This is a genomic window from Nocardia gipuzkoensis, assembly GCF_021183645.1.
GTDB lineage: Bacteria > Actinomycetota > Actinomycetes > Mycobacteriales > Mycobacteriaceae > Nocardia > Nocardia abscessus.
The window spans coordinates 7,725,505-7,739,551 of sequence record NZ_CP089225.1; the positions used below are offsets into that span (position 1 = coordinate 7,725,505).

A 14,047-nucleotide genomic window follows, 5' to 3' on the forward strand; every position below is an offset into this window, starting at 1 on the left:
GACACATGTCCGAACCCGATTCCGTCATTCTCGAGGCGACCCGCCGCAGACTCTCCGGTAAACAGGCCGACACGGTCGACAAGCTGACCCGCTCGGCGGTGGAAGTGCTTGCGCGGGAAGGTTTCGCGGGCATGACCATCCGGATGGTCGCCGCGGCGGCCGGGGTCGGGACGGCCACGGCGTACACGTACTTCTCCTCCAAGGAGCACTTGGTCGCGGAGATCTTCTGGCGGCGGCTGGTGGCGTCGCCGTCGCCGGTCAGCGAGGACCAGGACCCGACGGTACGGGTCCTCGCCGAACTGCGGAACATCGCGATGCTGGTGGCCGACGAGCAGGAGCTCTCCGGCGCGGTCACCAGCGCCCTGCTCGGCCGCGACCCCGACGTGGAGCATCTGCGCAACCGGATCGGGGCCGAGATCCGCAAGCGCATCATCCGCGCCCTCGCTCCGGAGCCCGACCCGGACGTGGTCGAATCGCTGGAATTGCTGTACGCGGGCGCGCTGGTGCGCGCGGGCATGGGCTACGGGTCCTACTCCGAGATCGCCGATCGCATCGAGACCTCCGCGCTGCTGATCCTGCGGTAGCTCGGACGATGCCGGACGACTTCGTGCCGGTTACCCGAAACCGGGCCACGCGGCACGCGCTTGCTCGTATCTTTGCCGTAGTCGGTGCAGATCGGAGTGGGAAAAGTGCAACCTGGTGAGCTTTCCGTGGACTACGTCGTCGTCGGCTCCGGATCGGCGGGCGCGGTGGTGGCCGAGCGGCTCAGCGCCGATCCGGGCACCACGGTGGCGCTGCTGGAAGCGGGCCCGCCGGACAAGAACAAGTTCGCGCACATTCCCGCCGGGTTCGCGAAACTCTTCCGCTCCGAGGTGGACTGGGACTACCTCACCCAGCCGCAGCCGGAACTGAAGAACCGCGAGATCTACTGGCCGCGCGGCAAGATGTTCGGCGGCTCGTCCTCGATGAACGCCATGATGTGGGTGCGCGGGTTCCGGGCGGACTACGACGAGTGGGCGCTGCTGGCGGGTCCGGAGTGGGGCTTCGCCGCGGCCGTCGAGCAGTTCCGTCGCATCGAGCGCGTGGAGAACGCCCAGTACCCCGACGAAGGCACCGAGGGTCCGCTGCACGTTTCCCGGCAGCGCAGCCCACGCGGCCTCACCGCCGCCTACCTGGCCGCGGTCGAGGAGGCGGGCTACCAGGTCGAGCCGCCGAACCGGCCGCAGCCGGACGGGTTCAGCGAGACCATGGTGACCCAGCGTGCGGGTCGCCGCTGGAGCACCGCCGACGCCTACTTGCGGCCCGCCCTGCGCAGGCCGAACCTCACGGTGCGCAGCGAAGCGCTGGCCACCCGGGTGCTGTTCGACGGCACGCGTGCCGTCGGCGTGGAATACCGCCGAGGCGGTGGCACGCACACGGTGACCGCGCGGCGCGAGGTCGTGCTGTGCGGCGGTGCGATCAACAGCCCGCAACTGCTGATGCTCTCGGGCATCGGCGACCGGGACGAACTGGCCCGCCACGGCATCGAGGTGCGCCACCACGCGCCGGAGGTGGGGGCGAATCTGCAGGACCATCTGGTCGCGGGCCTCGGCTACGGCGTCGCGGGCGACTCGCTGTTCGGCGCCGAGAAGCCGCGCCAGCTGCTGGCCTACCTGCTCCGGCACCGCGGCATGCTCACCTCGAACGTCGGTGAGGCCTACGGGTTCGTGCGCAGCAGGCCGGACCTGGAGTTCCCCGATCTGGAGCTGGTCTTCGCGCCCGCGCCGTTCTACTACGAGGGGCTCCAGGACCCGACCGAACACGGCGTCATCCTGGCGACGGTGCTGCTGCGCCCGCAGAGCCGGGGACGGATCGCCCTGTCCGGCCCGGACCCGTCCGCCAAGCCGGTCATCGATCCGCGCTACCTGTCCGACAGCGCGGGCGCCGACCGCGCCGCGATCATGGCCGGGCTGCGCGTGTGCGCCGCCATCGCCGCCAAGCCCTCGATGCAGGCGGTGCTCGGCCCGCTGATCTACCCGCCGCAGGCGCCCGCGGAACCGGAAGCCGTGCTGGAACTGACGCTCAACTCCTACGCGCACACGCTCTACCATCCGGTCGGCACCTGCCGCATGGGCACCGACGCCACCAGTGTCGTCACGCCCCGGCTGGAAGTGCGTGGCGTGCAAGGACTCCGGGTGGCCGATGCCTCGGTGATGCCGCTCATCATCCGCGGCCACACGCACGCGCCCGCGGTGTTCATCGGCGAGCAGGCGGCCGAGTTCATCCTTTCGGGATAGGAGTCGGCCCTCCGATACGGCCGGGGCGCGCTCGACACCGCGACCGGCGTCGTAGCCCGCACGAGTGCCTGCTTTCGTCCGGGCTCACCGACACCTGCCTCGGAGCCGCCCGGGCTCCGCGCCCTGAGCGGAGGTCCGGACGCCGATCCCTGCTCTACGCGCAGCGGTAGGAGTCCGCTCGCACCCTTACGACGCGAGGGCGAATCCCAGCGAGGCGGCTGCCAGCGCGAGGAATGGCAACGGGTAACCGATATGCGCGTACTGCCGCGCCCGCAGCAGGGTCAGCTCCGCCCCGACGAAGTAGACGACCAGCCCGGCCGCCGCGGCCACTGCGATCGGCGCAACCGCCAGCCCCACCAGCAGCCCGGCCCCGCCGACCGCCTTGACGACCGCCAGTGGCGTCAGCCACGACTCCGGAATCCCGCAGTCCCGCATGTTCGTCCGCACCCACTCGGCGCGAACCACATCGATGCCTGCCGCGAGCAAGGCGGCCGCCGCCGCCAGCACCGTGGCGACAACGTAGGCGACGTCCATACGAATACCCTTCTGTCAGATGCGCCCGGCCCACACCTCGGTCACCTGGGCGCTGTCGAATCCGTCATCTCGATGACGGACCACGAAGCGGAGAGGTGACCGATGCACACCGACGACGAGCTGGCGCGGGAATTCGAGTCCCAGCGCGGCCACCTGCACGCGGTCGCCTACCGCATGCTCGGCTCACCGGCCGAGGCCGACGACGCGGTGCAGGAGACCTGGCTGCGGCTGACTCGTCACGACATCGAGGGCGTACGGAACCTGCCGGGCTGGCTGACCACCGTCGTGTCCCGGATCTGCCTGGACATGCTGCGCACGAGGGCGGCGCGGCGCGAGGAACCGCTCGACGACCCGACCCGGCTCGACGACGGCGCCGAGGAGAACGAGCCGGAACGCGAGGCGATGCTCATCGAATCGGTCGGCCGGGCACTGCTGGTGGTGCTGGACCGGCTCGGCCCCGACGAACGAGTCGCGTTCGTCCTGCACGACTTGTTCGCGGTGCCGTTCGACCGGATCGGGCCGATCGTCGGGCGCACGACGCCGACCACCAAGAAACTGGCCAGCCGGGCCCGGCAACGCGTCCGCGGCGACCACGCCGCCGGTACCGCGGAACTCACCGCACAGCGACATGTCGTCGACGCGTTCCTGGGCGCGGCCCGCACCGGCGACCTCGACGGGCTCCTGGCCGTACTCGCCCCCGGCGTGGTCCGGACCGCCGATGCGGCCGCACTCCCGCCGGGACTGGCCACGACGGTGCGCGGCGCGTCGACGGTGGCCGCGGAAACCGTTCTGCTGCGCAAGCGTTCGCAGGTGGCGGCGCTCGCGCTGGTGGATGGTCACCCAGGCATCGTGGTCGCGCCGCACGGCAGGCTGCTGCTCGCGCTCGCGGTCACGGTGCGCGGCGACCGAGTGGCCGGATACCAAGTCATCGCCGATCCGGCCAGGCTGTCCGAACTCTCGATCACCTTGCTGCCCGATTGATTTCGATCCGGCCAGCTCAGGACGTCGGTACCGGCTGGTGCGCACCGCCCGGCTCGGCGCGTTCCGCCGACCTGCGCCGCCGGAATTCCCGGGGCGTCTCACCGAAGCGCGCCTTGAACGCCGCGGAGAACCACGCGGGGGTGAATCCGGCGCGGACCGCCAGCTCCCGGATGGGGTCCTCGGCCCGCCCGGGATCCTCGAGCAGATCGCGTGCGGCGCGCAGCGCTTCGTCCCGCCGCACGTCGCGGTAGGTGGTGCCGGACTGTTGCAGGACCACGCGCAACTGCCGGGGCGACCAGCCCAGCGCGTGCGCCACCGCGGGCAGCCGCACGTCGCCGCGGCCGACGTTGGCTCGCACATACTGCCGGATCTGAGCGACGACCTGGGCGTGGTGGGCTCGCTGCGGATGGGTGTCGCCGAGGGAGATCATGCTCAGCAACTCCGCGATCCGGTCGCAGACCGCGTTGAACTCGTGATCGGAGAGGTTCGACTGCTCGGCGTGGGTGCTGCGGATCATGGTCCGGGCGATCCGGCCGAGGCCGGAGTTCAGGTCGATCGTCATGCCGCGCTCGGCCAGCGGTCCCGCGCGGTGGTCGAGTTCCGCGCGAGGCAGCTGGATCGCGTAGGCCGACAGCAGGGGGATGTGTATCTGGCACAGGTCGTCCAGAGCGGTCACCGCGGCCTGATCGGGCTGCGCCGACGTCTCCTCGTCGCGATACCGCACCGAGTACACGCCCCGCTCGGGGACGACCACCCAGTAGAAGTCGTCGCACGAGACGCGGCGAATGTTCGTCCGCGTGCGGTATGAGGTGCTGGTTCCGCGCTGCTCCCAGCGCAGCAACCGGTAGACGGCCGATTCCTGGACCGTGAGTCCCGAATACCACCGGTCGGGATCGCCGTACCGGTAGTCCATCGGAACGAAGCTGTTGGCGATCGTGGTCCACGACGCGGAATCGCCCGCGGTCACGCCATAGCACTGCATGCTGACAACCTATCGCCGCCCGATTTCTCCGATATCGTATTGTCCACCAACACGATATGGCTCGCGCCGCGATCCATGCGCTGCTGGGAAGCCTCCGTCCGCTTCCTGCTCGCCGCTCGATTCCCCGGGTTGGGCAACGGGAGTACCGTGCGCGTTTCAGCGCGCGGGCACCCTGGCGAAACCGAGCGGGGGCGTGGGCGCGGGCCCGGTTCGCACCACGGGGCGGAAATCGGGCAGTACCGGCAGCACGTCGGCATTGCGGGCGGCGTAACAGCGCACGACGGGCAGCGCGCGCGCCACTTCGGCGCGTTCCACCGGTTCGTGATCGATGAAACCGATGGCGTCGAGACCGAGACCGAGCGTGCGCCCGATCCGCATGATCGCCGAAGACTTCGGGCCCCAGCCGATCTCGACGGCCGAGAACATCTCGTAGACGCCGTAACGGTACAGCTTGTCCAGCGTCCACTCCCGCTCACCGCGGCTGGCGACGGCATGCCAGATCCCGCGCTCGCTGAGCACACGCAAGGTGCGCAGCGCGGCGGGCCGCAATGCGCCCGCGGTCGCGTCGCACACGACGCCGTCCCACAAAGTGTTGTCCAGTTCCCAGACAAGACATCTCAGAGCCGGTCTCATCGCCCTGCCCCTATCGTTGCGTCATCACTGCCTTTCCGCCGTGACGTGCACGGCAGATGGGCACTGCACACCATCCAGGACACGACACGTGCCGGACAAGACCCGCATTACATGGCCACGCCCGGCGCGGGTGATCCTACCGGCATGCCGGCCGCGCCTCGCGGCAACGACAGAACCGGCTCCGGCGCTGCCCGGCGCGTCGGTAGCACCGAGGCCCGAGCGTGACCACTGTCATCAAAAACCGGTCATATGTCCAACTGCTGTGACCGCTCACAACTCATTCCGACCGGTCTCGCACGCTCTCACAGAACCCGCGGATCGGGTCCGCAAAAGAAATCGACCGATTAGTGTGAATGCGCTGCACAGCAATCGTGGGCGGAAGGGAGTCGCCAATGTCCGTCGACAGTTCGGCCCGGCAGAGCCTGACCCTGTCAGGCAAGCCGATGTCGTCCCCACTGAAGGACGTTCGCGGGCTATCGCGTCAGATGGTCGGGCATTTCGTCGAGAACGTCATCCCGTGCGGCACCCTACCGGGTGACGCCATCGCAGGCGACGTCACCACCATCACCCGGGTCTGCCTGGAGCTGGCGGTGAGCATGCTCGACGGAAAGGACCTGCCGGAGAAACTCCAGCGGCTCGGTGACGCCGCCGCGGGGTGGGCGCGCGAAGGGGTGCCGATCGACACCATCCACCACTCGATCCACGAAGGCTTCAAGATGGGCCTGGACCTGGTGGTGTCCGGCGCGACGATGAAGGACTACGACGACCTCGTCGACGGCGCCAAGATGGTCGTCGAGATGCTCGACATGATCAACTCGGCGGTCTCCATGGCCTACGTGCGCGAGTTGCGCGCGGTGGTCAGCGAGCACCACACCGCCGTGCACACGCTGACCTCGGCGCTGCTGGGCGGCCACAGCACATCCACCATGGCCCGGGAATGCGGCATCGCCATCGCGCCCTCGTATGCCGTTCTGGCCGTGGCGATTCCGCCGCACCGGGAGGAACGCAATCCGATGGTGGACGGCAAGGTCGTCGCCCGCCGGAAACTGCGCCGAGTCCAGGCCGAGCTGGCCACCCGGTGCGGCGAGGCCGCGCTGTCGCTGCTGAGCGTGGACGGCGGCACGGTGCTCATCCCAACCGGCCATCTGGACAACGACCAGCTGGACACGCTGGTCACCCAGCTCTCGCACGCCGCGCAGGTGGGCGTCACCGCGACCATGGTCGAGGCCACCCCCGAGAAGATCCCCACCGCCGCCGATCAGGCGCACGAACTGCTCGACATGGTGCAGCGCTTGGAGGCGGTGGCCGGGCTCTACCGCTTCGACGAACTGGCGCTGGAATACCAGCTGACCAGGCCGGGACCCGGCCGCGAATACCTGGGCTCGCTGCTGGACCCGCTGGACGCGCACCCCGAACTGCTGGAGACGCTGCAACGGCACATCGCCAACAACCTCAACCGGCAGCGCACCGCACGCGTGCTGCACGTGCACACCAACACGGTGGACTACCGGCTCAAACGGATCGGACAGCTCACCGGATTCGATCCGTCCCAGCCCTCGGGCCTGTGGTACCTGCGCTCGGCGCTGGTGGCCCGCACGTATCGCACCACCTGAGCATCGGATGCCGAGCCTCCGCGGGGCTATCGCTCGCCGGGCATGACGCTGTCCGACCCGGATTCACCCCACGTCCCACCGCGGCAGGGGCGGCATTCGGGCATATCGCCGTACATGTGCCGTTAATGTCGTGTTTACGATGTCTCGGTGCTAGTGAACGACGTTCAAGGGAGCTTGACCCCACCGGGCGAGCGAGTGGGTATCGAGGAGCTCCGCGAGCGTCGCTTGCGGCCGGTGGTCGTGTGGTGCGGTATCGCGGTCATCGTGCTCGCGCTGATCGGGGGCGAGTTCATGGCCGCGCACATCGGGGCGCTCGGACCGCTGACCAGTCTGTTGCGCGACTATGCGGGCACGCCGAAGTCGGCGACCACGCCGTGGGCGGGCTTTCTGCTGGCCCTGGTGGGGATCACCATGCGCGCACGCGTGGGCGCCGTCACCGCGGCGATCGCCATCGACCTGCTGTTCGTGGTAATCCGGGCGGCGGAAGGACGGCCGTTCACCGTCGGCAACGGCCCGACCATCGTGCTCACCGCACTGGCGGTGATCGCGTTCGCGCGGTGGGACGGACAGCGACGGCGTACGGCGTTGCGCACCATCGCCTTCGGCGCACTGCTGATCTCGGCGACCAAGGTCAGCGAGATCTGGCTGGACATCACCGCGTGGGCCTGCCCGCTGGTCCTCGACCCGTACGTGCAAGTCGCCGATCGCGCCCTCGGCAGTCCGTCGTGGCTGGTAGGGCGCGCGCTCGACGCGGCGGGACCGATCGCCTCGGGCGTGGTGCGCTGGGTGTACTTCGAGCTTCCCTTGGCGGCGGTGCTGGTGGCCGCCTGGCAGCTGCGCGGCGTGACCGCCGGTGCGTGGCCGCGGCACTACCTGGTGCGGACGTTCCTGACGCTCGGCGTCGTCGGGCCGATCTGGTACGTGGTCTTCCCGGTCGTGGGGCCGGTGCTCGCGTACGGCCCGCAAGGGCTGGGCTTCGAGATCGCCGACGTGTGGCCGAATGTCGTTCCGGCGGTGCCGTCCTCGATCGAGGCATTGCGCTTCGACGGCATCACCCCGCGCAACTGCATGCCGTCCCTGCACACGGCCTGGGCGCTGGCGTTGTTCATCCACTCCCGCCGCGGCCCCGTGTGGTTGCGCTGGGGCGGCGCGTTCTGGCTGGTGTGCACGCTGACCGCGACGCTCGGCCTCGGCGCCCACTACGGCATCGACCTGGTCGTGGGCGCGGCGTTGTGCCTGACGGTCGAATCCGCGCTGCGCGACCCCGACCGGGGTTGGGATCACCAGCGCGTCCGGATCGTGGCCACGGGGGTCGCTGTCTGCGCAGGGGCACTGCTGTGCATTCGCTTCTTCGCCCTGGAGATGGCGACGTACCCGGTGCCGTTCGCGATCCTGATCCTCGGTGCGCTCGGTGCGTTGGCGATCATGTTCTACACCACGTGGTTCGGCGCGGCATCGGTCGAACGGGCACGCTCTGTGAGTCTCTGACGGCTTTACCGGTCCACTGAAGGCCCGCCCTGGCGATGAGCGGCCAGCGTCGAGGCCAGCGCTGCCCGATCGAGCTTGCCCCGCGGCGTGCGCGGCAGGCTGTCCACGACCAGAACCTGTACCGGCATGCTCGGGCTCGGCAACCTCGTGCGCAGCTGCCGCCAGATCTCGTCGGCGCTCGGTGCGGCCTCGCCCACCACGATCGCGGCCGCGGGCGCCTCGCCCATGCGTGCGTCGGGCACGCCGATGCAGGCGGCCTCGGCGATACCCGGTATCGCGGTCAGCGCGGCTTCGACCGACGCCGGTTCCACGTTGAGACCGGCCCGGATCACCATGTCGGTCTCGCGGCCGAACAGCCGCAGGCGGTTGCCGATCACCTCGCCCCGGTCGCCGACGGTCATCCAGCCGTCAACGGGCCCGCCGGTCACGCCGTCCGCGGTGAGGTAGCCGTCGAACAGCATGTCGCTGCGCACGTACACCAGCCCGTCGCGAACCCGTGCCTGCACACCGTAGAACAGTTCACCCGCCGACTTCTCGTCGTCTTCGCCGAGCCCGCGATCGAAGGAGACGAAGCTCAGTTCGGACGCGCCGTAGAAGTGCACGAGTGCGGCGTTCGGCAAGACCTCTTGCAACGCTTGCCGTCCCGTGCGCGGCCACCGGGCGGCGGAGGACAGCACTTCCCGAATGCCGCGCACGGGGCCGATCCCCGCGCGCACCACGTCCCACGCGATCGTCGGCACCGAATACAGGTGCGTCGCACCGTCGTGCAGCGAGTCGGCCGCCGACCGCAGATCGACGGTCGCGCCCCGGGTCAAAGCGTGCAACGCGCCGTAGAGGAAATGCGTGTGGTCCAGCACACCGGGCACCGACACCTGATCTCCGGCACCGATGTCGAAGGTGCGGTCGGAGCGATCCAGCGTGGTGGCCCAGGACCGCTGGTCGCGTACGAACAGCTTCGGCTCGCCCGTGGTGCCGGAGGTGATGCCGGCCAACAGCTCGGCGCCCGGATCCACCCGGCCCACCGGCCCCTCGGATGCCAAAGTGGCGGCGGTTCGCACGGTTGCCTCGAATCCCAGCCGCCGCAAACGCCGATGCTGATGCGGCGCGGCCACCACCGCTCCCGGCTCGGCGAGCGCGAGCACCCGGGTCAGCTGGGCGGGCAGCAAATGGCGGTGCAGCAGGACGACACTCACTCCCGCGTGCATCGCCGCCGTCACCGCCACCAGCGATTCGACGTCGGAGGTGGGCAGCACGGCCACCCGGTGCATCCCATCGAGCCCGGCGGCGGTGCGGACGACCCTCGACCAGAATTGCTCGTAACCCACCCGCTCGCGTCCGGAGATCACCGCGGTCGCCCGCGGATTCGCCGTGACCTGCCGAGCGATACGCGCGGCGAGCAGTTCAGTCATCGTCCACTCCCCTCGCCGCGAGGGCCTCGCCCATCGCGTCGGCCGTCCGCAATGCGCGCACCAGCACCGGCGTCACCAGCGCCGTCATCGACCATTCCAGCCCACGCGCACGCCGCGCTTCGGCGACGTCGTGCACGATCCCGGCCAGCAACGGGACACAGCGGATCGCCAGAGCCAGCAGCAGACCGATTCGCTCGGGATCGATACCGACCCTGCGCAGCGGCCCCAGCCACCGGGTCACGGCATCGAGCATGTCGGTCACCCGCGTGGTCAAGGTGAACAGCGCCGCGAGCGCCACCGAGATCACCAGCACGCCGCACACCACCGCCGCCCGCGCGGGCGAGGTGATCAGCACCTGGAACGCGGCGATGAGCAGCACCATCCACACCAGCGGACGCAATTGGGCCAGCGCGACGCGCCACGGGATTCCGGCTACCGCGAACAGTCCCGCCACCGCCGCGGCGGCGACCAGCACCTGCGCCGGAGTGCGTACGAAAATCGTGCAGGCCACGATCGACACCAGCAGCAGCACCAGCTTCGCCCCGGCGGGCATCCGGTGCAGCAGCGAATTCCCCGGACGATACAGGCCGATCATTCGACCGCTGCCCGGTATGCCGCGACGGCGTCGCCGGGTGGCCCGTCGAACGCCACCGCGCCGTCATCGATCACGATGACGCGTTCGAAGCTCTCCAGCAACGACAGTTGATGCGTCACGACGATCACCTGCTGGTCCACGCCGTCCAGCGCCTCGGCGACGACCCTGGCATTGCGCAGGTCCAGCAGGGTGGTCGGCTCGTCGGCCACGATCACTTCCGGCCGGCGGATCAGCACGGCACCGAGAGCGAGCAACTGTTTCTGACCACCGGAAAGCAGGTGCGAGGGATGCTCGGCGTGGCCCGCGAGACCGAATCGTTCCAGGATCTCCCCCACGCGGGCGGCGACCTCCGGTTTGCTCAGCCCCGTGCGTCGCAGCGAGAAAGCGAGATCCTCCGCCACCGTGGGCATCACGATCTGGGTGTCGGGATCGGTGAAGACGAACCCCACCTTTCGCCGCACCTGCGCGCCCTTGCGGGAAACGTCCATGCCGTCCACCGTGACCGTGCCGGAGGTCGGTGTCAGCAGGCCGTTGATCATGCGCGCGAGGGTCGATTTGCCGGAACCGTTGGACCCGATGATGCCGACGCGCCGCTCGCTGATCCGCAAGGTGACCTCGCGCAGCACCTTTCGTTCGCCGAAGCGGTGGCCGACCGAGTCGAAGACGATCTCGCTCACGACACTCGCTCCACGAGCACGGCGATCCCCTGCCCACCGCCGATGGCGCAGGCCGCAAGACCGAGCGCCGGGCCGTCCGCGGCCAGCATCTGACTCGCCAGGCGCACCAGCAAGATCGCTCCGGACGCTCCCCACGGATGACCCATCGCGATGGCGCCGCCCTGCGGGCAGATCGTGGACTCGTCCAGGCCCAATTCGTCCGCCACCGCCAGCACCACCGAAGCGAACGCCTCGGTGAGCTCGATGACGCCGAGATCCTCGACGCGGAAACCCGTCCGGCGCAGCAGTTTCCGGATCGCGGGCACCGGACCGAGGCCGGGCAGAGCCGGGTCGGATCCGGCGACCGCGCAGCCGAGGACGCGCAGCGCGGGCAGCCCGGCGGCCATCGACTCGGTGGTGACCGCCATAGCCGCCGCGCCGTCGGAGATGCCGCAGGAATTGCCCGCCGTGGCCGTGCCCTCGACGCCGAAGCTGGGGCGCAGCCGCGCCAGCCGGGTCGCGGTCATTCCCGCCCGGATGCGCTCGTCCCGGCGCACGTCGCCGATCGGGATGATCTCCGCGGAGAAGTCGGCGGCCGCGGCGAGCGTGTGCGAGCGGGCCGCGTAGGCGTCCTGCCGATCCCGGCTGATGCCGCGCGCCCGCGCGAGTTCGTCGGCGGCCACGCCCATGTCCGGATCGGGAAAGCCTTGTGGCGCAAAGGGAGCCCGGGTGTACCGCACGGGCTCGGCGGCACCGGCCGGCGGCCAGAAGCGCCACGGGGCGGTACTGGCCGATTCCACTCCTCCGGCGAGGACCAGTTCGTCCGCGCCGCTGCGCACGCGCAACGCGGCCTGCATCACCGCGTCGAGGCCGGAGCCGCACTGCCGGTCGACGGTGACTCCCGGAACATGCACGCCCATCCCCGCCCGCAAAGCGGCCACGCGGGCGGGATCGCCGCCGGGGCCCAGACAGTTTCCGAGAACCACGTCGTCCACTTCGGCGTCGATCCCCGCGCCGCGCACCGACGCCAGCACCGCCCGCAGTACCGGAGCAGCCAGGTCGATGACGGTGACGTCCGCCAATCCGTGCCCCGCGTTGCCGATCGGCGTGCGGCGCGCCGCGACCAGAACGGGAACGGGGCTCATATCAGCAAGTCTCTCAGCTGACCCCGGGCGACTTTTCCAGCGGCGGTCCGCGGCAGCGCGGGCAGCGGAACCCACCGGCGCGGCATCGCCTCCTTGGCCAGCAAGCCACGTGCTCGCGACCGGATCTCGTCGAGTCCGGCGCCGCCGTCCAACTGCACCGCGGCCGTGACGATCTCACCCAGCACGGCATGCGGCGAGCCGATCACAGCCACCGCGGCGATACCGTCGAGCGATTCCAGGACGCGCTCCACGTCCTCGGCGACCACCGTGGTGCCGCCGACGTTGATCGCGCAATCGCCACGGCCCAGCACCGTCAGCTCACGGTCGTCGCCGAGGACGGCCAGGTCGCCGACCCCGAACCATTCGGGCGCGCCCAGCACGTCGTAGGGCGACCGAACGTAGAGCAGTCCATCACGTACGTCGGCCTCGACTCCGTCGAGCAGCCGCATCGGCTCCGGAACGCGCCGCGCCGCCACCAACGAGACCTCCGAGGACCCGTAGTACTCGACGACCTCGACCGAGCCCGCGGCGGCCACCGCGCCATCGTCCAGCGCGATGCCCGCCACGATCGCGGTACGCAGGCGCGGGCAAGTGCGCACCACCTCACGCAGTACCGCGGGAACCGCGTGCACCACGGTGGCCCGCGCCGGATCGTCGGTGACGCACGCGCCGCGCCACAGCGCGTGCAAGGCACCGAACAGATGCATTGTCGCGTGCAGCGGGCCGGTGATCAGGACGCGATCGGCCGGTGCCACGCCGGTGATCGCGGTGAACGCGGGGAAACTGTCGTACCAGGAAGCGGCCGTCCTGGCGAGCGGCCGGGGACGACCGGTCGAGCCGGAGGTCGCCACCAGCAGAAACGCCGCGGACGGTATCTCCTCGCGTTGCGGCCGCGCGGCGGGATTCTCGACGATCACCGGAAGACCGCGCCGTGCCGCGGCGCAGACGCAGATCAGCGCATCCGGCACGGGCAAGGCCGACGCGTCGTAGACGTTCGCGTCCGGGTTCCGGGCGATCCACTGCTCGATCGCGCGGTCGAGTTCGCGATAGGTATAGGCGCGGCCGCCGAAGTCGACGGCGGGCTCGTCGCCCGTGCCGCCGAGTTCGGGACTAAGCACGGATCAGACCCGGATACGCGCGGTGCACGCCCTTGGCCACCACGCTCGCGACCACGACCTTCAGCAGGTCGCCGGGAATGAACGCCCAGTTCGTGCTGATCGCAGCCCCGACCCCGAGATCGGTGCGCAGCAGCAGGCCCACGGTGCCGAAGAGGTAGATGATCAGCAGGCCGCCGATGGCGTTGATCAGCAGGCCGAGCGCGATCGGGTATTTCGGCAGGATCCGGGCGGTGCACAGTCCGATGAACAGCGCCGCGGGAATCCAACCGACGAGATATCCGGCACTGGGCCCCGCCAGCGCCGTCAACCCGGTACGGCCACCGGACAGCAGCGGCAGGCCGATCAGCGTGAGCGCCAGGAAGACCAGCACCGCGGCTGTCCCCTTGCGCGCCCCGAGCACCGCACCGGCCAGGATCACACCGAGGGTCTGCACCGTGATGGGCACACCACTGAACCCGACCGTGATGGCGCCCGGCAGCCCGAGTGCCGCGATCAACGCCGCGAAGACGGCGATCTGCGCCATGTCCCGCGCGGAAATCCCGGCTCTGGACTCCCGAGAGTTCTCGACACCCTCCACGACAACCCTCCGCATAGAACTTGAACGACGTTCAAGGTAG

At 70.0% G+C, this 14,047-nt stretch carries 14 protein-coding genes; 5 read left to right on the plus strand and 9 right to left on the minus strand.

Features of this window, described 5'->3' with window-relative positions; translation table 11 throughout:
* Window positions 1-5 precede the first annotated feature (5 nt).
* Together LTT66_RS35135 and LTT66_RS35140 are read left to right on the plus strand one after the other, a co-directional pair.
* The gene (locus LTT66_RS35135; RefSeq protein ID WP_181723563.1) at window positions 6-584 is read left to right on the plus strand and encodes a TetR/AcrR family transcriptional regulator; all 579 of its coding nucleotides are present in this window, start codon (window positions 6-8) and stop codon (window positions 582-584) included.
* Window positions 585-710: 126 nt separating this feature from the next.
* Entirely contained in the window at window positions 711-2,276 is a 1,566-nt protein-coding gene (locus LTT66_RS35140; protein ID WP_456299742.1) for a GMC family oxidoreductase, read from the plus strand.
* A 186-nt stretch (window positions 2,277-2,462) separates the two neighbouring features.
* On the opposite strand, the gene LTT66_RS35145 is transcribed toward LTT66_RS35140, so the two are convergent.
* Window positions 2,463-2,810, minus strand: a complete 348-nt coding sequence (locus LTT66_RS35145; RefSeq protein ID WP_195152118.1) for a DoxX family protein — start codon at window positions 2,808-2,810, stop codon at window positions 2,463-2,465.
* 102 nt (window positions 2,811-2,912) lie between these two features.
* Between LTT66_RS35145 and LTT66_RS35150 the strand changes: the two genes are divergently transcribed.
* Entirely contained in the window at window positions 2,913-3,791 is an 879-nt protein-coding gene (locus LTT66_RS35150; RefSeq protein WP_233062774.1) for a sigma-70 family RNA polymerase sigma factor, read from the plus strand.
* 16 nt (window positions 3,792-3,807) lie between these two features.
* Here LTT66_RS35150 and LTT66_RS35155 read toward each other — a convergent pair whose 3' ends face one another.
* Both LTT66_RS35155 and LTT66_RS35160 read right to left on the minus strand, forming a co-directional pair.
* Window positions 3,808-4,773: an AraC family transcriptional regulator gene (locus LTT66_RS35155; protein WP_233062775.1), complete on the minus strand. Its 966-nt coding sequence runs from the start codon at window positions 4,771-4,773 to the stop codon at window positions 3,808-3,810.
* Window positions 4,774-4,929: 156 nt separating this feature from the next.
* On the minus strand, window positions 4,930-5,406 hold the full coding sequence (locus tag LTT66_RS35160; RefSeq protein ID WP_181723558.1) for an HAD-IIIC family phosphatase: 477 nt from the start codon (window positions 5,404-5,406) through the stop codon (window positions 4,930-4,932).
* Between the two features lie 392 nt (window positions 5,407-5,798).
* On the opposite strand from LTT66_RS35160, the gene LTT66_RS35165 reads away from it, so the two are divergent.
* Window positions 5,799-7,019, plus strand: coding sequence for a PucR family transcriptional regulator (locus LTT66_RS35165; protein WP_181723557.1), 1,221 nt, complete (start codon window positions 5,799-5,801; stop codon window positions 7,017-7,019).
* A 147-nt stretch (window positions 7,020-7,166) separates the two neighbouring features.
* On the plus strand, window positions 7,167-8,507 hold the full coding sequence (locus tag LTT66_RS35170) for a phosphatase PAP2 family protein (RefSeq protein ID WP_233062776.1): 1,341 nt from the start codon (window positions 7,167-7,169) through the stop codon (window positions 8,505-8,507).
* A gap of 5 nt (window positions 8,508-8,512) precedes the next feature.
* Here the strand turns inward: LTT66_RS35170 and LTT66_RS35175 are convergent, their stop codons facing one another.
* Genes LTT66_RS35175 through LTT66_RS35200 form a run of 6 tightly spaced genes read right to left on the minus strand, consistent with a single transcriptional unit; the run spans window position 8,513 to window position 14,007 of the window.
* On the minus strand, window positions 8,513-9,916 hold the full coding sequence (locus LTT66_RS35175; protein WP_233062777.1) for an AMP-binding protein: 1,404 nt from the start codon (window positions 9,914-9,916) through the stop codon (window positions 8,513-8,515).
* The gene (locus LTT66_RS35180) at window positions 9,909-10,511 is read right to left on the minus strand and encodes an energy-coupling factor transporter transmembrane component T family protein (protein WP_233062778.1); all 603 of its coding nucleotides are present in this window, start codon (window positions 10,509-10,511) and stop codon (window positions 9,909-9,911) included. Before LTT66_RS35180 ends, LTT66_RS35175 begins: the two co-directional genes overlap by 8 nt.
* Complete coding sequence (locus LTT66_RS35185; RefSeq protein WP_195105133.1) at window positions 10,508-11,188, minus strand: energy-coupling factor ABC transporter ATP-binding protein; 681 nt, start codon at window positions 11,186-11,188, stop codon at window positions 10,508-10,510. The genes LTT66_RS35180 and LTT66_RS35185 overlap by 4 nt, the downstream gene beginning before the upstream one ends.
* Window positions 11,185-12,312, minus strand: coding sequence for a thiolase family protein (locus tag LTT66_RS35190; RefSeq protein ID WP_233062779.1), 1,128 nt, complete (start codon window positions 12,310-12,312; stop codon window positions 11,185-11,187). Before LTT66_RS35190 ends, LTT66_RS35185 begins: the two co-directional genes overlap by 4 nt.
* Complete coding sequence (locus LTT66_RS35195; RefSeq protein ID WP_233062780.1) at window positions 12,309-13,430, minus strand: class I adenylate-forming enzyme family protein; 1,122 nt, start codon at window positions 13,428-13,430, stop codon at window positions 12,309-12,311. Before LTT66_RS35195 ends, LTT66_RS35190 begins: the two co-directional genes overlap by 4 nt.
* A complete protein-coding gene (locus LTT66_RS35200) occupies window positions 13,423-14,007 on the minus strand; it encodes a biotin transporter BioY (protein ID WP_181723551.1) in 585 nt (194 codons plus the stop codon). The genes LTT66_RS35195 and LTT66_RS35200 overlap by 8 nt, the downstream gene beginning before the upstream one ends.
* Window positions 14,008-14,047 lie beyond the last annotated feature (40 nt).